Source organism: Pantoea sp. X-Soil-ISGK-355, assembly GCF_059730805.1.
In genome coordinates, this window is sequence record NZ_AP035971.1 from 2,524,419 (window position 1) to 2,546,911 (window position 22,493).

The 22,493-nt window shown below is 55.3% G+C and carries 17 protein-coding genes and 1 tRNA gene; 2 read left to right on the forward strand and 16 right to left on the reverse strand.

Annotated elements, in window-relative coordinates:
- Positions 1-24: 24 nt before the first annotated feature.
- From AC6I8J_RS11720 to AC6I8J_RS11765, 10 genes are all read right to left on the reverse strand, one after another.
- Positions 25-1,632 carry an ABC transporter substrate-binding protein gene (locus AC6I8J_RS11720; protein WP_161735942.1) on the reverse strand — a complete coding sequence of 536 codons (1,608 nt, stop codon included), beginning with the start codon at positions 1,630-1,632 and terminating at the stop codon, positions 25-27.
- An 81-nt stretch (positions 1,633-1,713) separates the two neighbouring features.
- Positions 1,714-2,991 carry an NAD(P)/FAD-dependent oxidoreductase gene (locus AC6I8J_RS11725; RefSeq protein ID WP_497825384.1) on the reverse strand — a complete coding sequence of 426 codons (1,278 nt, stop codon included), beginning with the start codon at positions 2,989-2,991 and terminating at the stop codon, positions 1,714-1,716.
- 10 nt (positions 2,992-3,001) lie between these two features.
- Positions 3,002-3,670 carry a haloacid dehalogenase type II gene (locus AC6I8J_RS11730; protein WP_161735944.1) on the reverse strand — a complete coding sequence of 223 codons (669 nt, stop codon included), beginning with the start codon at positions 3,668-3,670 and terminating at the stop codon, positions 3,002-3,004.
- A 27-nt stretch (positions 3,671-3,697) separates the two neighbouring features.
- A complete protein-coding gene (locus AC6I8J_RS11735) occupies positions 3,698-5,167 on the reverse strand; it encodes an aldehyde dehydrogenase family protein (RefSeq protein WP_497825385.1) in 1,470 nt (489 codons plus the stop codon).
- Between the two features lie 447 nt (positions 5,168-5,614).
- Positions 5,615-7,072 carry an NAD-dependent succinate-semialdehyde dehydrogenase gene (locus AC6I8J_RS11740; protein ID WP_161735946.1) on the reverse strand — a complete coding sequence of 486 codons (1,458 nt, stop codon included), beginning with the start codon at positions 7,070-7,072 and terminating at the stop codon, positions 5,615-5,617.
- A 160-nt stretch (positions 7,073-7,232) separates the two neighbouring features.
- Entirely contained in the window at positions 7,233-8,192 is a 960-nt protein-coding gene (gene cbl / locus AC6I8J_RS11745; protein WP_013358380.1) for an HTH-type transcriptional regulator Cbl, read from the reverse strand.
- 943 nt (positions 8,193-9,135) lie between these two features.
- Positions 9,136-10,053, reverse strand: coding sequence for a nitrogen assimilation transcriptional regulator NAC (gene nac / locus AC6I8J_RS11750; RefSeq protein WP_497825386.1), 918 nt, complete (start codon positions 10,051-10,053; stop codon positions 9,136-9,138).
- 453 nt (positions 10,054-10,506) lie between these two features.
- Positions 10,507-11,532, reverse strand: a complete 1,026-nt coding sequence (locus AC6I8J_RS11755; RefSeq protein WP_181162214.1) for an ABC transporter permease — start codon at positions 11,530-11,532, stop codon at positions 10,507-10,509.
- 23 nt (positions 11,533-11,555) lie between these two features.
- Complete coding sequence (locus AC6I8J_RS11760) at positions 11,556-13,040, reverse strand: sugar ABC transporter ATP-binding protein (RefSeq protein WP_098052921.1); 1,485 nt, start codon at positions 13,038-13,040, stop codon at positions 11,556-11,558.
- A gap of 32 nt (positions 13,041-13,072) precedes the next feature.
- The gene (locus AC6I8J_RS11765) at positions 13,073-13,996 is read right to left on the reverse strand and encodes a sugar ABC transporter substrate-binding protein (protein ID WP_285088351.1); all 924 of its coding nucleotides are present in this window, start codon (positions 13,994-13,996) and stop codon (positions 13,073-13,075) included.
- A gap of 505 nt (positions 13,997-14,501) precedes the next feature.
- Between AC6I8J_RS11765 and AC6I8J_RS11770 the strand changes: the two genes are divergently transcribed.
- Positions 14,502-14,577: transfer RNA gene (locus AC6I8J_RS11770), tRNA-Asn, on the forward strand.
- Positions 14,578-14,665: 88 nt separating this feature from the next.
- Here AC6I8J_RS11770 and proR read toward each other — a convergent pair.
- The 3 genes from proR to AC6I8J_RS11785 all read right to left on the reverse strand — a co-directional run bounded on the left by proR (position 14,666) and on the right by AC6I8J_RS11785 (position 16,700).
- Complete coding sequence (gene proR / locus AC6I8J_RS11775; RefSeq protein ID WP_033733169.1) at positions 14,666-14,968, reverse strand: transcriptional regulator ProR; 303 nt, start codon at positions 14,966-14,968, stop codon at positions 14,666-14,668.
- 4 nt (positions 14,969-14,972) lie between these two features.
- Positions 14,973-15,326 (reverse strand): type II toxin-antitoxin system RelE/ParE family toxin, encoded by a 354-nt coding sequence (locus AC6I8J_RS11780; protein WP_253419151.1) that lies wholly within the window; start codon positions 15,324-15,326, stop codon positions 14,973-14,975.
- Between the two features lie 285 nt (positions 15,327-15,611).
- Positions 15,612-16,700, reverse strand: a complete 1,089-nt coding sequence (locus AC6I8J_RS11785) for a YncE family protein (RefSeq protein WP_161736888.1) — start codon at positions 16,698-16,700, stop codon at positions 15,612-15,614.
- 425 nt (positions 16,701-17,125) lie between these two features.
- On the opposite strand from AC6I8J_RS11785, the gene fhuE reads away from it, so the two are divergent.
- Positions 17,126-19,288: a ferric-rhodotorulic acid/ferric-coprogen receptor FhuE gene (gene fhuE / locus AC6I8J_RS11790; RefSeq protein WP_497825387.1), complete on the forward strand. Its 2,163-nt coding sequence runs from the start codon at positions 17,126-17,128 to the stop codon at positions 19,286-19,288.
- Between the two features lie 153 nt (positions 19,289-19,441).
- On the opposite strand, the gene AC6I8J_RS11795 is transcribed toward fhuE, so the two are convergent.
- From AC6I8J_RS11795 to AC6I8J_RS11805, 3 genes are all read right to left on the reverse strand, one after another.
- The gene (locus AC6I8J_RS11795; RefSeq protein WP_285088349.1) at positions 19,442-19,723 is read right to left on the reverse strand and encodes a hypothetical protein; all 282 of its coding nucleotides are present in this window, start codon (positions 19,721-19,723) and stop codon (positions 19,442-19,444) included.
- A gap of 189 nt (positions 19,724-19,912) precedes the next feature.
- Complete coding sequence (locus tag AC6I8J_RS11800; RefSeq protein WP_253419160.1) at positions 19,913-21,214, reverse strand: LLM class flavin-dependent oxidoreductase; 1,302 nt, start codon at positions 21,212-21,214, stop codon at positions 19,913-19,915.
- A gap of 45 nt (positions 21,215-21,259) precedes the next feature.
- A complete protein-coding gene (locus AC6I8J_RS11805; RefSeq protein WP_497825388.1) occupies positions 21,260-22,330 on the reverse strand; it encodes an iron-containing alcohol dehydrogenase family protein in 1,071 nt (356 codons plus the stop codon).
- Between the last annotated feature and the right edge of the window lie 163 nt (positions 22,331-22,493).

Here is a 22,493-nt window from a genome sequence, read left to right on the forward strand (position 1 = left end):
ATAGCCTGATGGGACAGGCTGAGATCAGGCGGTCAGCCAGGCAAACTCATGGAAGCGATAGCCCATCATCATGCCTGACGGCCAGGCTTCGACCCCTTTAACCTTTTTGTTGTAGCCATCGGTGGAGCTGATAAAGGTCGGGATGATCGTGCCGCAGTGGTCATAAATCAGCGTCTGCATATCGCCATACATCTGCTTGCGCTTTGCCTGATCGCGTTCCCCTCGCGCGGCGACCACCAGCTGATCAAACTGGGGATTTTTCCAGCCCGATTCATTATTCGGTGCGGTAGAGAGATAAAACTGTGAGAAGAGCATGTCGAGCGTCGGACGCGGATTTATCGAGCCATATCCCACCGGATCTTTCATCCAGTGCGAAGACCAGTAACCGTCATACGGCACACGTCGCACTTTTACATTCAGCCCTGCCCCGCGCGCCATCTGCTGGATCATCTGCCCGCCTTCGTTCGCCCCTTCAATGTTGGGCGTCGTGATGATCTCTACTGTCGCGCCAGCCATACCCGCTTTTTTAATGTGGAACTTCGCTTTTTCTATGTCGAGCGGACGCGGTTTGAGGTCGGCGTTGTAGAGCGGATGCCACGGCGGCACCGGCGTGTCATTACTGACGTCGCCATAACCCTGCAGTACCGTTTTCACCAGCATGTCGCGCGGCTGCAGATATTTCATCGCCAGCACAAAGTCTTCGTTGTTACCCGGTTTCACGTCGGTGCGGATAATCAGGTTGGTGTACATGCCTGATTTGCTCTCCAGTATGCCAAACTCGCTGCTGGCTTTAATGCGTTTGCAGTCTGCGGCTGTCAGGGTGGAGACCATCTGCAGATCGCCCGACATCAGGGCATTGACGCGTGCTGCACCGTCGGTAACGCCAATCAGCTCCACCTCATCCAGGTGCGGCAAGCCGGGCTTGTAGTAATGGGGATTTTTGGTGCCGATGGTGCGTGTGCCTGGCATAAAGGTTTTGCAGACAAACGGACCGGTGCCGATGCCTTTGCTGAAGTCGGTGGTGCCGTCTTTGACAATCAAAAAAGGCGGCGTCGCCAGCATGTAAGGGACGTCAAAGTTGGCGCTATTCAGCTCCAGCTGCACCTCGTTATCATTGACTGCGCTGAAGGTTTTGAACTGATCGGCCAGCTTAAAGGCGATTGAGGCGATAGCCGGATCTTTGTGTCGGCTGAGCGAGAAGATCACATCTTTAGCGGTCAGCGGTTTGCCATCATGGAAGGTGACGCCCTTCCGCAGTTTAATATGCCAGGTGATGCCGTCGCTGGACTCCAGTGATTCGGCCAGCGCCGGTTGCGCCATCAGGTTTTTGTCCAGTTCGGTCAGGCCGCTGTAGAACATGAACTGACGGGTATAGTCCGCGCTGTTGTTACTTTTCGCCGGATCGAGCGTGTCGGTAGCGGAAGCATTCGACATTGCCGCCCGCACTTTACCGCCTTTGACCGGCTTGTCGTCCGCCAGTGCCGCCCCGGAAAAGCCCACCAGCCCGCTGCTCATCACCGCACCAGCGGAAAGCATTTTCATCAGGCTGCGACGTGACAGCGATCCTTCGGTGATCATGCGCGTCAGTGCCGGATTTACCGCATCAGCGTCGTTATTATCAAATTTACTCATCTCTCTACCCTCAATAGTCAGGCGAACCGGGATCATGTTCTGGCGGTGCTGGCAACCTGGCGGCCAGCACCCGACGGGACGTTAAGAAAGGCGATCCTTTGCTTTGTAATAGAGTCCTGCGAGCGGTAAAAACCATGGCTTGCCGTGATAACCGGGCAGCGCGGGCCATGCATCACGCTGCCAGGGATTTTCAGTGCGCTTTTCGGCCAGCAAATCGGCCATTACCCGTCCCATCCACACCGACATCTGCGTGCCGTGGCCGCTGTAGCCCAGTGAATAGAACAGGCCATTCTGTTCACCCGCGTGCGGCAGACGGTCGGCCGTCATATCGACCATGCCTCCCCAGCAGTACTCCACCTTTGCCTGGCCGAGCTGTGGCAGCATCTGCGTCATCGCGTGGCGCAGGATCTCGCCGCTGCGCGAATCAGAGGTTGGGTTACTGACCGCAAACCGCGCCCGCCCGCCAAACACCAGTCGGCTGTCGGCAGTGGTGCGGAAGTAGTTGCCGATATTCAGCGATGTCACATAGGTCCGATTATGGGGCAGCGCCTGGCGCAGCAGCGCCGGGTCGAGCGCTTCCGTCACCACAATAAAGCTGCCGACCGGCACGATGCGGCGCTGAAACCAGGGGAAAGGGCCGCTGTTGGAGCAGCCCGTCGCCATCAGCACTTTATCCGCCAGAAGGGTGCCCTGCGCGGTGTGAATCCGGTGCTGATAGCCCTTCAGACGTTCCAGCTTCGTCACGGCGTGGTGCGGGTAAATTTTCGCCCCGCTGCGGGCGGCGGCTTCAGCCAGCCCAATGCCAAACTTGCCCATGTGCATCTGACCGCCACGCTTCTGCAGCAGGCCGCCGTGGAATTTGTCACTGGCGATTTCGTCGCGCACTGCCGTTTTGTCGAGCAGTTCGATCTCGGGGTCCACAGTGCGACGCATCAGTTCATAGGCTTCCCGTAGCCCGGCGACATGCGATGCTTTGCTGGCGAGCTTGAGTTTGCCGCACAGACGGAAGTCGCAGTTGATCGCTTCAGCCTGAATCAGTTGCTGGACGTAGCTCACCGCGTCGTCAAATGCCCGGTAGAAGCGGCTGGCCTGATCCAGACCCTGACTCGCCACCAGCGAGGCGAAGTTCTGCGCCACACCGGTATTGCAGTGACCGCCGTTGCGGGCCGATGCCTGGCTCATGACGTCGCCACTCTCCAGCAGCACCACGCTGATGCCGCTGCGCGCCAGGTTAAGTGCTGCCGAAACGCCGGTGAAGCCGCCGCCAATCACCACCACGTCCGCCTGGGCGGGCAGCGGTTCGCGGGCAGCACCGGTAAAGGCCGGTGCCGTGGCCTGCCAGAACGATTCCAGTTTCATGGGGAGTTCCTCAGAGTCCGACGACGCCAGGCAGGCCGCCGATATCTTTGATTTCGGTGTACTGGTAGTACGGGTTCGCCGGTTCATGACCACGGTTGACCCAGACTTTGTTTTTGATGCCGAGATCGTAGGCGGTCATCAGGTCATAGCGGAAGCTGGAGGAGACGTGCAGGATCTCTTCCGGACCACAGCCAAGCTTATCCAGCATGTACTCGAAGCCCTTCATCTGCGGTTTATAAGCGCCTGCCTCTTCTGCCGTGATGGTCATGTGAATGGGCGCGCCCAGACGCGGTACATGGTGCGGGATGAGGTCTTTCATCGAATTGGTCAGTAGCACCAGCGGAAACGCCTTAGCGACTTTTGCCAGTCCGGCCGGCACGTCGGGGTGCGGACCCCAGCTGGCGCAGTCGGTGTAGATAAAGTCGCTGTCGGCTTTGTCCCACTTAATGCCCCACTTTTTGCAGGTGCGCTGTATCGCATTACTGACCACGTCGTAATAGGGTTTCCATGCGCCGAGCACCTCATCCAGCCGGTAGCTGGCAAAGTCGGCGGTAAACGCGTTCATCGCATCCGGGTCGACGCGGTCGCTGAAACAGCGTTGTGCCGCACCGGCCATATCGAAGCGAATCAGCGTGCCGTAACAGTCAAACGTGATGAATTTCGGTTTAAACAGTGCCATGTAACACCCCTGTCTTGTCAGTTGCGCTTAGAAATCGATGAGTACGCTTTTCTGGCGCTGGCAGGCCTGAAACGCCTGACGCCCTAAATCTTTACCAATGCCGGAGCCGAGAAAACCGCCTGTGGGAATGATGAAGTCGCCGGAGCGACCATAGCGATTGATCCAGACAGTGCCCGCGTCGATGGCGCGCATCGCCCGCAGCGCGCGCGGCAGGCTTAGGGTGTGAACACCGGCGCAGAGGCCATAGGTGTCGTGCGCAGCCATCGCCAGGCCCTGCTCTTCATCATCAAACGTCTGTACCGTCAGCACCGGACCAAAAATTTCCTGCTGTACCGCCGGGTTATCCTGCGCCACATGGCTCAGCAGCGTCGGCTGCCAGAACCAGCCGCCTTGGGTGTCGGCAAAGCGCTCTCCACCCACCAGCACCTCTGCGCCCTGCGCTTTTGCGGCTTCAATGACCGAGCAGACTTTATTGCCCTGGCGTTCATCGATCAGCGGCGCGTAGCGGCTGCCTTCCTGCCAGGTGACGCCCGGTTTCACTTCCCGGCAAAGCTGGGCCAGTCGCTCAACCAGCGGATCGGCAATGTTGCGCTGCACAATAAGACGGGTGCCCGCTACACAGGCCTGACCACCGTTGGCGGTGAAGCCGCGCAGAATGCGCTGAGCCAGCACCTCAAGGTCACCCGCATCATCAAACACCAGTTGCGGGCTTTTGCCGCCCAGCTCCAGCGTCACCGGTTTCATGCCGTGCTGCGCGGCATCACTCATGATGCGCGCGCCGGTCAGGGTCGAGCCGGTAAACGAGACTTTGCGCACCAGCGGATGTTTCACCAGCGCGCTGCCGGTCACCGCGCCACTGCCCTGCACAATGTTCAGCACGCCCGCTGGCAGGCCCGCCTGAATCGCCAGTTCGGCCATGCGCACCGTTGAAAACGGGGTCAGTTCAGAGGGTTTCAGCACGACCGCATTGCCTGCTGCCAGCGCGGGTCCGCATTTCCACGACGCCATCGACAGCGGGAAATTCCACGGGGTAATCGCGGCGATGACGCCATAGGGTTCCGCAATCAGCATGCCGAGGCTGCTGTCCCGGGTGGGAAAGAGATCGCCACTGTATTTGTCGGCGCATTCGGCATAGAAGCGAATCGCCTCGGCGGTAAATGGAATTTCGTGCAGCACCACGTCGCTGATGGGTCGCGTTGAGCCCAGCGCTTCCAGTTGAGCCAGTAGCGTATCCTGCTCGATCAAATCGGCCCAACGGCGTAAGACGCGACCACGTTCACGCGGCGGACAGCCTGACCAGCCGCTGGATTTTAGCGCCTGATGCGCGACGGTGACGGCACGATCAACATCCTGCGGCATGGCGTCCTGCAGCGTGGCATAGACGCTGCCATCAGAGGGACGTTTAACCTCGAAGGCTGCGCCCTGGCTCTGGCAATGCTGGCCGCCAATATAATGGCCAACCGGAAGAGAAACTTTTTCAGGGTCGAAACTTAACATGGAAGAATTCCTTATTTGTAACACCCATCAGTTGCTGGCTTATTAGCGTTTTTAACTGGCATTTTCTGCGCTGTTAATAAGCTAATGCAGAAAGTATGCCAGCCGGGCAAAAAATAAAAATGCGTTTAAAACAGCGCAAAAAAATTTTCTGCCGTATTACCGGGATAATTTTTGTGGATTTGCCGAACAATTAAACAGATGATTTACTTCACAAAATTTATGCGCCCTGCTGGTGCAACCTGCACGGAAATTGCACCAAAGCGGATATTCCGGGTCAGGCTGCCCACTTTTGCGCTCATGCCCCGCCAATTTACCGACCCGCCTCACATCCCTGATAAATTCTTTACTTTTTAAAGAGGATTATTTGACGCAGCAGAATTTATTCTGTGCGCCAGGCGAAAAAAAACGCCAGCCGGAAAATCCGGCTGGCGTTGGGGTCATATTTAATTACAGACTGCCAATGTGAAACGTTTTCTGTTCCAGATATTCATCCATTCCGTAGCGGGATCCTTCCCGGCCAATACCGGAAAGTTTCACACCACCAAACGGCGCAACCTCAAGAGAAATCGCGCCGGTATTGAAGCCGACCATGCCAAACTCCAGCGCTTCCGCCACCCGCCAGGCGCGCCGGATATTTTCGGTAAAGAAGTAGGCGCCCAGGCCGTATGGCGTGTCGTTCGCCATCGCGATCGCCTGCTCTTCATCATCAAAAATAAACAGCGGCGCGACCGGGCCGAACGTCTCTTCATGGGCGATGCGCATGCTGGACGTGACCTCGCCGAGCACCGTGGGCTGAACAAAAGTGCCGTTGCCCTGGCTGATGCCGCCGGTCAACAGCGTAGCTCCCTGACTCAGCGCATCATCAATGTGACCGTTCACTTTCTCCACCGCGCGGCTGTTGATCAGCGGGCCAATGGTACTGTCGGGTGCAAAGCCATCGCCCACTTTCAGGGTGGCGACCGCCTCCAGCAGTCTTGCGGTAAAGCGTGGATAGATGTTGCGCTGCACCAGAATGCGGTTGGCGCAAACGCAGGTCTGCCCGGCATTGCGGAACTTGCTGAGCATGACGCCCGCGACCGCAATCTCAATGTCGGCATCATCGAACACGATCAGCGGGGCGTTGCCGCCCAGTTCCAGGCTCAGACGTTTGATGCTGTCAGCGCTCTGCTGCATTAATAACTGCCCGATGCGGGTCGAGCCGGTAAAGGAGATTTTACGCACCGTACGGCTACTGGTCAGTGCCGCGCCAATCTCCGTGGGCAGGCCGGTCAGCACCTGCAATACGCCTGACGGAAAACCGGCACGCTCTGCCAGTACCGCCAGCGCCAGTGCCGAGAGCGGCGTTAACTCAGAGGGTTTGACAACAATCGGGCATCCGGCGGCCAGTGCGGGAGCCACCTTGCGGGTGATCATCGCAATCGGGAAGTTCCAGGGTGTGATGGCGGCGGCAACGCCTACCGGCTGTTTCAGCACCAGAATGCGCCGGTCGTCGCTGGGCGCGGGAATAGTGTCGCCATAGATACGGCGCGCCTCTTCCGCGAACCATTTCACAAAACTGGCCCCGTAGAGCACTTCACCTCTGGCTTCCGCCAGCGGTTTTCCCTGCTCGGCAGTCATGATGATTGCCAGGTCGTCAGCATGTTCAATAATCAGCTGATGCCATTTTTCCAGCAGTGCGGCACGGCTGGCGTTAGGGGTTTTGCCCCAGCTGATGCGTACCGTTTCCGCATAGGCTATCGCCTGCTCTGTTTCCGCACGGCCCAGCGCCGGAATAGTCGCCAGCGTTTCGCCCGTGGCGGGATCGGTAACCGGCAGCGTGGCACCCTGATGCGCATCCTGCCAGCGTCCGGCAAACAGCGCCTGCTGGCGCAGCAGATCGCTGTCTTTAAGTTGTAATCGCGACATAACATCCCCTTGTGGTCAGCTGATTCCACTTTATCGCGCCGTGTCAGCGCAGGATGTTGTTGTGCGGGGTCAGAAAGGTCGCTAAGCGAGTTTTTCGCGGTGATTTGAAATTTTATGCTGTGCGGAAATGGGCGCGCATCCGGCGGGATGCGCACGCGCTTTAAATCTGGAAGTCGATAACCGGTTCGTCGTCATTACTGTAGGAGAGCGCCTGCCGTTTGATCTCCTCCAGCGACAGGTTAGCGTTGCAGAGCTCCAGGAACTGCCAGACGTAATTACGCTGCAGCTGACCCCGCTTGAGGCCGAGCCAGACGGTGCTGGCATCAAACAGATGTGTGGCGTCGATGCGTACCAGCTCTTCACTCTCTTCGGTTTCACACGCCTGATCGGCCAGTATCCCGACGCCCAGACCAAGTTTAACGTAGGTTTTCACCACGTCGGAGTCCTGGGCGCTGAGCACGATATCCGGTTTTAAGCCCGCCGACTGGAAGGCACGGTCAACCCGCGAACGGCCGGTGATACCCTGGCGGTAAGTAATAAGAGGATAACGGCTGAGGGTGCTCAGTGAAACCGGTTGATTCTGCACCAGTTCATGATCTTTCGGCACCAGCAATGCGTGATGCCAGCTGAACCAGGGGAATGCCGCCAGACTGCTGTTATTAACCAGCATTTCACTGGCGATGCCGATATCCGCTTCACCCGCCAGCAGCATGGTGACAATTTCCTGTGGCGATCCCTGATTGAGTTCCAGCCGGACGTTGGGGTAGAGCTGACGAAACGCTTTGATGATTTTCGGCAGGCTGTAGCGCGCCTGAGTGTGGGTAGTGGCGATGGTCAGAATGCCGCTGGTTTCATTGGTAAAAACATCGGCCAGACGTCGTACCTTCCCCGCTTCATCGAGGATGCGTTCGGCGATGGTCAGCAGCGCTTTACCCGGTTCGGTCATTCCCAGCAGGCGCTTACCGCGACGGATAAAGATCTCAACACCCAGTTCATCTTCCAGGTCACGAATATGCCGACTGACACCTGACTGAGAGGTAAACAGCGTATTAGCGACTTCCGTTAAATTAAACTCACAGCGGGCCGCCTCGCGGATGATTTTAAGCTGCTGGAAATTCACGGTATTTACCTCCCTTTACATAATCTGATTCCCCGATGTTAAGAACTATTATTGATAACAGGAAATACTAAAAAATTTGGCTTTATGAATTTAGGGAATAACGGGGTGGGGCTGAGGTTGTGCGAACATGCTGAGATGATTGGCCTGGCAGCCCGGGCTTAACAGGTGTTCGCTGCGCGAATGGCTGCTGCAGAGCTGAAGCTGGAGTGTTCGCTGCGCGAACGGGCTGGCAGCAGAGCTGATGCTGCGGTTTGTTCGCTGCGCGAACGGGCTATGAGAGGGGTTTCGTTCGCCTGAGAAGTTGGGCAGTTTCAGACCCGCCTCTGCAGGCGACCGACAAGGGGCCGCCAGTCGCCGCGCCCCCTTGCCCCCCGGCTCCGGCCTGCTTCACCGCCGCTTCGCGGTCCCTTCGCTTCTTCCGGATTTCTGACGGACCAGCAGGACGCGCCATCCCTGGCGCGAACCCGCCTCTTCGCGACATCCCTGTCGCTCGTCCTGAAATCCCTTATCCGCTCAGCGGTTCTGACGGCCTCCCCACCCCCTCGCTGTTATCTCTTCTCTCAACGTTAAGTACTTAACTGCGGTTAGTTTCAATGAAGGTCTTTGGCTCTCATGCGAGCAGACAACTCCTCATTCAGGAAAAACAAAAATTTTACAGGCGGGGGTTTTGGAGAGGCATCCGGAGCGCTGAGGAACAACCGGAGGCGAAGATGAGCCGACAGGACGTCGGCGAAAGGACGGTCCGCTGGCCGCAGGGCGTGACGAAGGTACCCCGCGAAGCGGGGCGCGCAGGCTGCCGGACGCCGGGATTGTTAAGGGGCGGGCGTCCGCCCCTTGACGCGTCCGCCTGCTCGGGCAACCTGAAACTCCCATACGCCTGGCGGGCGTCACCTTCTCAGGTGAACGCGCTGCAAAGCTTAACCTCAGCCCGCTGCAAGCGCCCCTACCCCACTAGCATCAACTCCCGCTCCTCATTCAGCGGCTTATTCAGCAGTGACAGCAGGATATTTTTCACGGCCTGTGCAGAAGGCGATAGCGGCAACCGGGCGGAGATGTTCAGCGACAAAGGCAGACTCAGTGACGGGCTGTTGATGCGTGACATCCAGGCATCCGTCGAACCCAACAGCGCCCGGGCAGCGGATTCAGGTAATACGGTGACGCCCATACCGCTGGAAATCGCTGCGGTCAGGGTTGAAATCGATTCGATCTCACCAATGATGCGCGCACTCAGGCGACGCAGTGAAAATGCCTCATCAACCCGTTTGCGCACTGCGCTGTAGTCGCGTGGTAAAAACAGGCTCATCTGCGCCACATCGGCCAGATCGACGCTGGCACCTGGGTAATCGGATGCACCGACCAGGAAGAGATCTTCTTTCATCAGCGGCACGCTGTTGATTCCGGCAGTCGGTGCGCGATCGTACAGCACTGCCATATCCAGCTGACCGTTCATCACCTTCTCATTCAGTACGCTGCCGCTGTTTTCGTGCAGGTAGACCAGGATTTCAGGAAACTGATCGCGGACGGTCTGCAGCAGCGGCATGGTCAGTGAAGAGGCTGCCGTGCCCGGTGCCAGTCCAATCGACACCTGGCCGCTCAGCACCTGACCAGCATTGATCACCGCCGTCTGGGCCTGCTCGCACTGGCGCAGAATAGTACGCGCATGGCCATAGAGAATCTTTCCGGCTTCCGTTGGCGTGACGCCGCGCTTGGTGCGGATCAGCAGTTGCTGATCCAGCTCATTCTCCAGCGTTGCCACCTGCTGACTGAGTGCAGGCTGTGCGATGTGCAGCACTTCGGCTGCCTGCGTCAGACTGCCGATATCGACGATTTTCACAAAGTACTTCAGTCGTCTTAAATTCATCTTGCCTCCGTCACTTACCCCGAATAGCGAAATAGGTCTGATCCTATCGCCCTGATAACAGAGATTTTGCAAGATGCAGGCCAGGTTTAAATTGTACACCTCACCCGTCGGCCAGATTTTTCCTAACGGCCCGGAAAATAAGCGTTTCTGATTACCTCTTAAGGGTTAATAAGGATCAGGAATGTGTAATTGCAATGAAGGAGAGGGGTGGGCGCACTGTGGCAGTGCAGACGCTGCGAGTCAGACGTGCAGAAAAGTGATGGCGGGCTGTACAGTTTAAGTGCAGTGGAAACGCATTGCACCTGATTAAAGCTTGCCGGGCTTACAGGAAAGCATTAACGAACAGCATAAGAATGTAACCGGTATCAGCAGGAAGTCTTATCTCTGCCGAATCACTGAGGCTAAAAGCAACCGTTGCCCTCTCCCGTTACGGAAGAAGGCAACGCCTGTTGATTAACGTTTTTTGCGGTTACGGTGCATGTCGATAGAAACCGCGGCCACGATGATTATCCCTTTAATAATGTCCTGAATGTAGGCGTCAACACCCACGAAGGTGAAGCCGCTTTTGATCAGACCGAGGATAACCGCGCCGATTAATGTGCCGGTGATACGACCTACACCACCCATCAGGCTGCTGCCGCCGATAACAGCTGCGGCAATCGCATCCAGCTCGTAGGACATTCCCATGCTCGACTGGCCGCTGCTGACACGCGCCGCCAGTACCACACCCGCCAGGCCAGAGAGCGCACCGGCAATGGTGTAGACGATGATCAGATACTTATTAACGTTGATACCGGAGACTTTCGCCGAGGTCATGTTGCCGCCGATGGCGTAAACATATTTACCGTAACGGGTATGTTTCAGGGCGATATGGAACAGCAGTGCCACCACCAGGAAAATCACGACCGGCATGGCACCCTGACCGATTGAGGTAAAGCCGTCAGACAGGAAGCTGATCGGATTACCCTGGGTGTAATACTGCGCCAGACCACGTGCCGACACCATCATGCCCAGCGTGGCAATGAAGGGCGGAATGCCGGTGCGGGTAATCAGTACACCATTGACAACGCCCGCCAGCAGACCCACACCGATACCGGCCGCGATAGGGATCACCGCAGGCATATTGACCAGCGAGGGATACATCGGCGACAGGCTGTCAGAGGTCTGCGCCAGACTGGCCGCTACCACCGCCGCCAGGGCGATGACGGAACCGGACGAGAGATCGATACCGGTGGTGATGATGACCTGGGTCACGCCAACGGCGATAATCCCGATAATCGCCACCTGCAGGACAATCAGGATCAGACGGTTGGTGTTGAGCAGGAAAGACTGGTCACGCACGTACCAGCCGAACATTTCAAAAATCAACGCAATCCCCACCATCACCACAAAAATGCCGGTATCTTTCGGCAGTTTATGGCGCAGGCTGGCAAAAAAAGAGGGTTGCTGCGGGGCTGCCGGGGTAGCAGTAGCTTTCATATTGCTCATAGTGGTCTCGCGCCTCACTCGGATGCCAACGACAGAATGGTTTCCTGATCGGCTTCTTCTTTATCGAGGATGCCGGTTATACGCCCGCCGTGCATCACCATCACCCGGTCGCTCATGCCAAGGATTTCCGGCAGTTCAGAGGAGACCATGATGATAGCCACGCCACGGTTGGCGAGTTCACTGATTAAGCGGTAAATCTCCGCTTTTGCACCGACGTCAATGCCGCGCGTCGGTTCGTCCAGAATCAGAATCTTCGGTTGCGCCAGCAACCAGCGGGCAATAAGAACCTTCTGCTGATTACCGCCGCTGAGGTTATTGATGATTTGATCCATGGTCGGCGTTTTGATATTGAGCCGACGGATCTGGTCCATGCAGTCCTGCGCCATCTTCACATGGCTGACAAAACCGCTTTTGCCGCTGTACTCCGGCATGTTGACGATGCTCATGTTCTCCATCACCGACAGCACCAGAAACAGCCCGGACTTTTTACGGTCCTCGGTCAGGAACGCCATGCCCTTTTCAATCGCGGTTGAGGGCGAGTCGATCGTCACCGGCACGCCATCAATCAGGATCTCACCGCTGTCGAAACTCTCCATGCCGAACAGGCTTTCCATCACTTCACTGCGACCGGCCCCCACCAGCCCGGCGACGCCGAGGATTTCACCCCGGCGCACGCTGAAACTGACGTCGGTGAAACGATCTTTGCAGGTGAGGTTACGCACCGTCAGCACCTCTTCGCCAATGGCGCTGTTGAATTTCGGGAACAACTGCGTCAGCTCGCGCCCTACCATCTGTGTGATCAGCGACTGACGGGTGTATTTAGCCGTCTGATCGCTGGCGATCCAGCTGCCGTCGCGGAAGATACTGACCTCATCGGTGATGTTAAAGATCTCATCCATCTTGTGGCTGATGTAGATGATTGCTTTGCCCTGCTCCCGCAGATCGCGAATGATGGTAAACAGATGCGCGACTTCGGTTTCCGTGAGCGCGGAGGTCGGTTCATCCATAATGACGATGTCTGAATCCCAGGAGACCGCTTTGGCAATCTCGACCATCTGCTGCGACGCAATGCTCAGCTCGCCAACCATCCGATCGGCTTTCAGGCGGATGTTGAGGCGGTTGAGCAGTTCCTGCGTCTTCTGATTAAGTCTGGCATGATCGACAAAGCCAAACTTCATCGGTTCGCGGCCAAGCCAGATATTCTCGGCGACGGTCATGTAAGGCACCAGATTGAGTTCCTGGTGGATCATTGAAATGCCGGAACGCAACGCGTCCATGGTGTCCTGAAACTGCACCGGCTCCCCTTTAATTTTGATGGTGCCCTTATCGGGACGATACATCCCGATAAGGCACTTCATTAAAGTGGATTTGCCCGCGCCATTTTCGCCCATCAAGGCATGTACCGTACCCGGACGCACCCGCAACGATACGTTGTCGAGGGCTTTGACACCGGGGAAGAACTTGCTGATGCCTTCGGCTTCAAGCGCAAACGCGTTCATACATCACCTCCGTACAGCTGGGTCGGGAACGATTATTTCAGGTTACGCTGGGTAAACTGTTCCATGTTTTCTTTGGTAATCAGCTGGTAAGGGATGTTGATGACTTTCTGGACTTTTTCGCCTTTCACCAGCTTGATTGCTGTCTGTACCGCGCCTTCCCCCTGGCCCTGCGCATCCTGGAATACCGTGGCGACCATTTTGCCCTGCTTCAGCATCTGCAGCGCATCGGGAGTGCCATCGACGCCAGCGATCAGGATTTTGTCCGGGTTTTTACCCAGCGCCTGCAGCGCACCGATCGCCATTTCATCGTTGTTCGACGCGATGGCATTGATTTCATCACCCGCCGTCATCCAGTTACTGACCACATCCACCGCGTCGTTTCGGGTAAATTTGGCGGTCTGTTTCTGAACGATTTTGATACCAGGGAATTTAGCGGCAACTTCTTCCACACCTTTGGTACGGTCGCGGGTCGCTTCGTTCGCCAGATCACCCATCAGGATGGCGACATTGCCTTTGCCGTTCATCGCTTTAGCCAGCGCTTCCATCTGTAAGCGCCCGGCCAGTTCTGAATCGGAACCCACATAGGCCATTTTGCCGGTCAGTTCCGCCTGTGGACGGCGGTTGACAAAGATCAACGGGATACCCGCTTTGCTCGCCTGATCCATAATCGGTTTCACCGCATTGGTGTCGACCGGGTTGACGATCAGGGCATCCACACCCTGACCGATAAAGTTCTGAACCTGCTGAAGCTGCTGTGAAACGTCACCTTTTGCATCCTCAACCTGGCCTTTAACGCCATCCTTCTGCATCTCCTTCTGCATTGACGTACGCAGAATCGTCAGGAAGTTGTCATCAAACAGCGCCATTGAGACGCCCACCGAGACATCTTTTGCCATAACCGCGGCAGGTAACATGCAGGCTAACAGTGAGGCGACAATCGTTTTTTTAATGTTCATAGGGACCCTTCTTATTTGTTAACTTGCTCAGGGGCTGAAGCCGCGAATGAAAAATATCTTTTACATTCACCCAGCCTGTCTGGCGTCTGTTTCGGGAAATTTGAGGTAAGACTTCAGGTTATGGCTATTTTTGTGATCGACCACTCCTTTTCACAATCACTTGATCTGCAAACAGTTAGTTTAAAAATGCCGTTTCATTTCCGGATGATAATCACGACCGTGATGATAAGCAGTTTATTTGTTCCATATAGTTTCGTTTTGAAATTTTTATCATAAAAGCACTGAAACGGTTGTTTTAACATCGGCAAACAACAAAACTTTGACATGCCTCTAACATCTGCCGAGAAATGCCCGCAAAGTGAGATCCTGTTGGCAGTTTGAAAAGCCAGCAGATTTACGTAAAAACCGCCAATCCGCTGCTTTTACGAGCATCTGAACGCAATTCAGTAAACAGGGCTTTGACAAGCGGGATCAGCGCCGTTAATATTCGCCCCGTTCAAGCGATTCCTCTGTAGTTCAGTCGGTAGAACGGCGGACTGTTAATCCGTATGTCACTGGTTCGAGTCCAGTCAGAGGAGCCAGAATTAGAAAAGCCCGCTCAGGGAAACCTGAGCGGGCTTTTTGCATTGATGTTTTTAATCACGGCGACGTGGTTTTCACGCCAGAGGCTTACACCACGAACCCGTAGTGGGAACCATCCGGCAACTCTACCACCAGCCGCAGTTTCCCCCCTGCCGCATCGACATAACGTTTGAGCGTGGAAAGCTTCAGGTCACGCCCCGGCTTTTCCATGCCCGCCACGGTCGGCTGTGTGATGCCCAGCGCCTGCGCCATTTCCACTTGCGTTTTCTGCACTTTCTCACGCAGCTCGGCAAGGTGAATGTTGAGCAGGATTTCGGTCGCCATAGCCTGTGCGTCGGCAACGACTTCCGGTTTTTCATCCGCAATAAGCTGTTCCAGCGTTCTGCCCATCACGTTACTCCTTATGGTTAAAGCTTTTTAGCCAGTGTGTGAATTCCCGATCGGCAACCGGAAGCATCTCCCGATAAAATCGCTTTTCATTGCCCGCCTTATTACCGGCACACAGCACAATTGCCGTGCGGTTCGGGTCAAAAGCAAAGAAAGCCCTTATTGGGTCGCCGCGGCTCTGGATACGTAACTCTTTCATGTTGATATAAGCGGAACCTTTAATCGTATCCGCATAGGGTCGGCTTAATCCCGGCCCCTTTTCCCGCAGCACCATCAATGCAGCCAGCACGCAGGCGCGATCGCTGTCATTAAGCAACGTAAACCAGCGATCAAACCGCTCTGTCGTTTTAATCATCCACACGAGATCTCCTTATCAATATAGGTCAGATGCTATATAGGTGTAAAGCGATAACCGAGTGTGATGTCGCGGCATGTCAAAATCATGGGTCTTAAATGAAATGCGAGAGAAGTATTCAGTTATGTCAGTGAAAACCGCACAAGATCTGCACACATTCGCGAGCTGTATCTGATTTGCTGCGGGTTGTGGTGATCTCATGGCGGTCAGACGAAAGCCCACTCAGGCTTCACTGAGTGGGCTTTAAGAAGGTTAGCGGCTAAACGCTAAGAGGTAACGCCTGGCGCGTGCTTATGGCAACACGATACGAGCAATCTCGTCAGTGCCTTTAGTGGAGGAATCTTTGTTAAATTCCGCTTTAAGGGTGACAAACAGGGTATTGTTATCCGGACCTATCAGCAGGCTGTTGGGATTTTTTTCGAACGACCAGCTGTTTTTCACCGCATAGGTGGTGGCATCCAGTTGCAGTACTCTCTTCGATTCGCGCTGGCTGATGTAAAGCTCATTGCGCTTAGCGTTGAACTTAATGCCCATCGCATCACCTTCAATGCGTTTGATTACCTTGCCGGTGCGCTCATCAAAGATCAGCGTGGCTTTGCCTTTGGAATCGTCGGTCACGAACAGGCGACCGGTTTCAGGATCTTCTGCCATGTTCAGGAACAGATATGCTTTGCCATCGCCTGGCGTCCAGCGCTTCTCGATTTTATGGCTGCGCGGATTAATCACCAGAATTTCACCCGAGCCATTAGCAGCATAGATGCGATCAGTCAGCGGTGAGTAGATGATACCCGTCACCCATTTACCGGCATTCTTAATTTCGGTTTTAAGCGTAAAGGTTTTGGTGTCGACTACCGAGATATAGCCTGGTTCAGCCACGCGGCCCACATAGAGTTCGTTGCCATGCCATAACACTTCACGTGCACCTGCCGGATAGCCCTCTTTACTGATTTTGCCCGGGAAGACCAGACGCTGCAGCACTTTGCCACTCTTCGCATCCACTCTGGAGATTGCGCCATCCAGCGAGTTGGTGGTGTAGAAGACCTCACCCGCTTCATCGATAGCGGTGCCGAAATTTTTCATGTCGGTATGTGTTTCACCCTGAGTAGTTAGTGTGGCGGGATCAAGACGGTAGATCATGCCGCCGTTCACATCCTTAAACGCCTGCGCACTGGCAACAAATAACGCTTTTGCTGCAGGAGAATAAGCCATTTCATACAGACCATCCCCCAGGGCGCGCTGAGTTACCGCGCTGTCGACTGGTTTAGAGGCTTCTGCAGCAGGCGCATCAACTTTTTTAGCAGGTGCCTGACATGCTGTCAGGCTAATGGCAGCGGCGGCAGCCATGGCAACAGCGGCTTTGCGCGGGCTTAACGATTTCATGCAGAACTCCATCAGGGAATAAAGGGTGCCGGGCCATTCTGATCGGCCAGAATAAGGAATGCGAATCATACTCATTAACAGTCGCTAAGCAAACTACGGCTCAGATTCCTGTAGCGCTCCAGTGCGTTCTCACGACATAAACCTTCAACTTCCGCTTTTTATTAGGGTCAATTCGCCCTTTTTCAGCACCAGAATAATGTAAACGCCAGCAAGTATGAGGCTTTTATCGCGCTTATTTATCTGATTTATTTGAAATTAATATAATGTTACATCTTCAATTGAATCTCACAGGGAATTTATAAAGCAAATGATTATCATTGGCATTCTCACAACTAATTCAGCTTCTCTCTTTCTGTGATGGGCTGAGAAATATAACGATCAAAGCGTAATGACTTAACGCAATACCAACATTTAATGGAAAATTTATGGCTCGTAGTGGCAGGGAATCAGATTTCAAAAACGTTTTCAGCGTTTCATTACTGGCACTGACGGTGCATGCCCTTCTCAACTCCGCTCTGGCGGCTGCGGAAACATCGCAGGATATGGTAGTCAGCGCGGCCCCCGCCGATAACAGTGAAAGTGATAAGCAGAATTACGCAGTCCAGACCACCCGCGCGGGCACTAAACTAATGCTGACACCACGCGATGTGCCGCAATCCCTTAGCGTGGTGACGCAGCAGCGGATGCAGGATCAGGATCTGCAATCCGTTAGCGATGTGCTGACCAATGCCACCGGTATCTCCACCAATCTGATCGACAGTGAACGCTCCGAGTACTATTCACGCGGCTTTAAGGTCAGTAACTTCACCTTCGATGGCATTCCGACGTCAGTCAACGATAACTGGAATTACGGCGATGCGGCGTCTGACACTGCCATCTATGACCGCATTGAGATCGTGCGTGGGGCAACCGGGCTGATGACCGGCGCGGGCAGCCCGTCAGCCTCTATCAACATGGTGCGTAAACATGCCGACAGCAAAACCGCCACCGGTACGCTGAGCGCCAGCTATGGCAGCTGGAATAAACAGCGGTATGTGGCGGATCTCTCCTCTCCGCTGAACGGCGACGGCAGCCTGCGTGGCCGCGTGGTAACCGGCTATACCGATCAGCAGAGCTGGCTGGACCGCTATCAGAAAACCCAAAAGTTTATCTACGGTGTGATGGATGCCGATCTCTCTGAGAAGACCACGCTGTCACTGGGTTACGACTATGAAGATAACAATACCGGCAATCCGACCTGGGGTGGCCTGCCGATGTTTTACAGCAACAACGCCACCACACATTACGATCGCAGCCTGAATTCGTCAGCCAACTGGACACGTTACAACACTAACTCGCGCAAAGTCTTTGCGGACATCGAGCATAACTTTGACAACGGCTGGAATATTCATGTCAACGGCACGCACGCCGAAAACACCTTCAGCGATAAGCTTCTCTATGTGATGGGCAATCCCGACCAAGAGAGCGGTGAAGGCACCACCGGCTACGGCAGCATGGATCGCGGCAAGCGTAAAATGGATTCCATTGATGGTTTCGCCAGCGGCCCGTTTGACTTACTGGGCCGTCAGCACCTGTTAATGGCGGGTGCGAACTACAGTCGGCAGCATAATGCCGCTTACAGTCAGGATGGTTTCAGCGATGCAGAGGCTCGTGAGATCGCCACTGCTGATATGGGTATTTTCAATAATCACTGGAGCGGTAACGTCGCGGAGCCTGAGTGGCAGGGCTGGTATCTCAACGATGATGACACGGTTCGTCAGAAATCGGTGTACAGTGCTGCACGTCTTTCGCTGGCCGATCCGCTGTCACTGATCGTTGGCGCACGCTATACCCAGTGGAGCACGAACGGCAGCAGCGGAGAGATGACCAAAAACAACACCACGCCTTACGCCGGGCTGGTCTATGACATCGATGACACCTGGTCCGCCTATGGCAGTTACACCGCCATTTTCCTGCCGCAGACCTATCGTGATACTCATGGCAGTTATCTCTCGCCTGTCACCGGAAAAAACTACGAAACCGGTCTGAAATCGGCCTGGAACGACGGACTGCTGACGGCCAGCGTGGCGATTTTCCGCATTGAGCAGGATAACGTCGGTCAGGCGCTTGATGGTGTCTACCTGAGCGGCAGTGAGCAGGCCTATGTTGCAGCCAAAGGTGCTGTGAGTAAAGGTGCTGAGTTCGAACTGAATGGTGCGCTGACTGATAATCTGCAACTTACCTTTGGCGCAACCCGGTATGTGGCACGTGACCAGAGTGGCCGCTTTAACAGCTATCAGCCACAAACCTCATTTAAGCTTTTTACCCGTTATCAACTGGCCGCAATCCCCGACCTGACTGTCGGCGGCGGCATCAACTGGCAGAACCGGGTATTTAAAGATGTCACTAATGCCAGCGGCGACAGCGTACGGGTTTATCAGGGCAGTTATCCCCTGGCGTCGTTGTTTGCCCGCTATCAGGTGAATAAACAGGTCGCGGTGCAGGCCAACGTCGATAACCTCTTCGACCGCGAGTATTACAGCTATATGAACAGTTACGTATACGGTGAGCCACGTAATGTGAACGTCAGCGTTTCGTATCAGTTCTGAATGGCCTGCCAGAGATATCAAAAAGCCCGCGATGAATATCACGGGCTTTTTTGTTTTTCAGCAACGAGGGCGGTGACTCCTGTGCAGCTGACTATCCTTTTAAAAGGGTTAATGAAAAGAGTCATACGTGAATATGTCTGAATTGTAGCTGGCTTATTTTATCGATTTATTACGCCAGAAAACAAAAGCAACCACCGCGGTTAACACACCAATCAGCGGCATGGTCGCTGCGCCCGCCAGAAAGTTGTGCTGGTCGATACGCTGGTTCCTGCGGATATCCGCGAAGCGTGCCAGCGCCTCTGTTTCACCTGATGCACGCACTTCCTCAAACTCTTTTTTATACCCCTGCTCTGTTAGATCTGAAGCCCGGTTTACGTCTGATCTTTTCAATGCAACGGTGTGTTTGCCTCTGGAATAGAATCTGTAGTCTGACATTCAGTGAGCTCGCGGTCAGTAGAGTGAATGTCTGTTATATCGGGCAGGCAGTGATTTGCAAAATGGTTTTAGTAAAGCGTGAGGCACGATAAAGATTTCGTGCTGGTTAAACTAACCGCACGCCATCTTCTGGCAGACTCCGTGCGGTACAGGCGACAACATTCCACGCGATGAGAGTGAACCAGGCTCTTAGATCACGTCCAGCCCCAGATTTTCACGCAGCGTGGCAAACTCATACTCCTCACGAAACAGCCCGCGACGGCGCAGTTCCGGGATCACCAGTTCCACAAACAGATCGAGCTGTTCCGGCATGATGGCGGGCATGATGTTGAAGCCATCCGCACCGCCCTGCTCCAGCCACAGCTGGAAATCATCGGCGATATCTTCAGCCGTACCGACAATCACGCGGTGCCCGCGTGAACCGGCGGCGACGGCGGCCAGTTCGCGCAGCGTCAGGTTTTCGCGTTTTGCCATATCGGTCATCAGCTTAACGCGGCTCTGGTTCCCTTCGCCCAGCGGCACCTCCGGCACCGGGCCATCCAGCGGATACTGACTGAGATCCATGCTGAACCGCAGTGAGAGCTGACGCAGCCCATTCTCAATATCCACCAGCGTATTCAGCTCTTTCCACAGCGCCTTAGCGTCTTCGCGCGTGCGGCCGATAATCGGCATGACGCCAGGCATGATCACCACCTGATCCGGGTTGCGCCCGGCGGCCACCACCTGCGCCTTCTGCGCGCGATAGAAAGATTGCGCCTCCTCCAGACTGGCAGAGGCGGTAAAGATCACTTCCGCCGTCTCCGCCGCCAGCTTCTGACCATCCGCCGAAGAACCCGCTTCGATAATCACCGGACGGCCCTGCGGCGAGCGGGTGATATTCAGTGGACCCTGCACCTGAAAATGTTCGCCCTGATGATTAATCGGCTGGATTTTCTCATCAACAAAATAGTTTCCGGTCGCTTTATCCGGCTGCACGGCGCCCTCTTCCCACCCCGCCCACAGTTTACAGGCCACCTCGAGGAACTCACGCGCTCGGGCGTAGCGTGAAGCATGATCGGGCATATCACTGCGGCTGAAGTTTCTTGCAACGTCTGCGGAAAACGAGGTCACCACATTCCACGCGGCACGGCCCCGGCTGATGTGATCCAGTGATGAGAAGCTGCGCGCCAGCGTAAAGGGATCGCTGAAGGTGGTGGAGGCCGTCGCGGCCAGGCCAATGCGCCGGGTATTGACTGCCAGCGCCGCCAGCATCGTCAGAGGTTCAAGACGGGCCATGGTGGACGGCAGACGGTACATGCTGGTTGCCAGGGCATCACCCACAAAAAAGAGGTCGAACTTACCCGCTTCGGCTTTTTTTGCCAGGGCGATCAGCCAGTCAATATCGGTGGGATCGCCCAGTTGTTCGGTCAGACGCCAGCCACTGACGTGCTGACCCACAGGTTGAACAAACAGGCCGAGCCGCAGGCGACGTGGTGAAGTTGCAGAGTTCATAAACGATTCCTGGTCTGAAAGATGAAAAAGCGCGCCGCAGCGCGCTTAGAAAAGGGTGTCGGTCGCCAGCAGGGCCTGTTCCAGCGCGCTGGCAGAGACGTTAAATGGCAGGCGATCTGCACAGGCTTTGGGAAATGTAATCTGCTGTGCGATGTGACGCAGCGCGGTATCACGATCACCCGGCAACGCGGGAAGCTTTAATGGCATGCCGTAATAGCGCAGCAGCGCCAGCAGTTCTGCATCCGGTTCCCCGTCATGCTCAATCAGCGACTGCACCAGCAGGCTGAAGCCCACTTTTTCGCCATGAAGCCAGTGATGGAGTTCCGGCTGGTGGGTCAGACGATTATGGATGGCATGCGCCAGCCCCGGCGTCGGCAGCGCGTCGCGCACGCTGTTCGCCAGCCCTGCCAGCACGATACTGGCATCGATGACTTTGACCAGTTCGGGTGTGACCCGCTGCTGCTGGCAGGCGGCTAGCGCGGCCTCACCATATTGCAGAAACACATCTGCCGCCTGCCGTGCGGTCATCACCTTTAAATCCAGCGCCAGATCGTTGGGGTTATGCCGCTGGTAAGGGCGGAATTCGTAATATTTTGCCAGCGCATCCACAATACCCGCTTTCAGAAAGCGCACGTCGCTTCGGGCAATGACCTCACTGTCTACCAGCAACAGTTCCGGCATTTTGCCCAGAGGCTGGCTGCGCAGATGCCCGCCCGCTTCGTTATAGATGATGGCAATCGGTGACCAGGCGGCACAGGTCGCTGCCTGAGTAGCAAAGTTAATCAGCGTAAGTGCCGGTAACTGGCTGGCGGCGGCTTTGGCGGCATCCAGCACCCGTCCACCGCCAATTGCCAGCAGTAACTCTGCGCCCTGCTGTTCGGTTTGCTGTTTTACGCGGGCAATCGCCTCTTCAGTACATTCACCCGCTAAATAATCCAGCTGCCAGTGAATGCCCGATGCCTCAAGACTCTGGCTTAATTCCGGATTAACCGCCTGCCACGCGTGCGGCGAGGTCAATATCCGGATATGGCTGGCGTAGGGTTTAATAAACTCACCGACGCGTGCACGCAGGCCCGCCTCATGTGCATAGGCTCGCGGAGAAGTAATCGCTAACACAGCGGCATCCTGATTATAAGAATTAGGCCAAAAAGGCTTTAATTACACTTATTTATTAACGAAAGAGCAGCGTTATTTCTTTTTTAAATACTACGACAACCAGCAATTTAAGCAATTGAAAACCGGCCATTCTTTATTCACAAATCTGCATGAGGATAGTTAT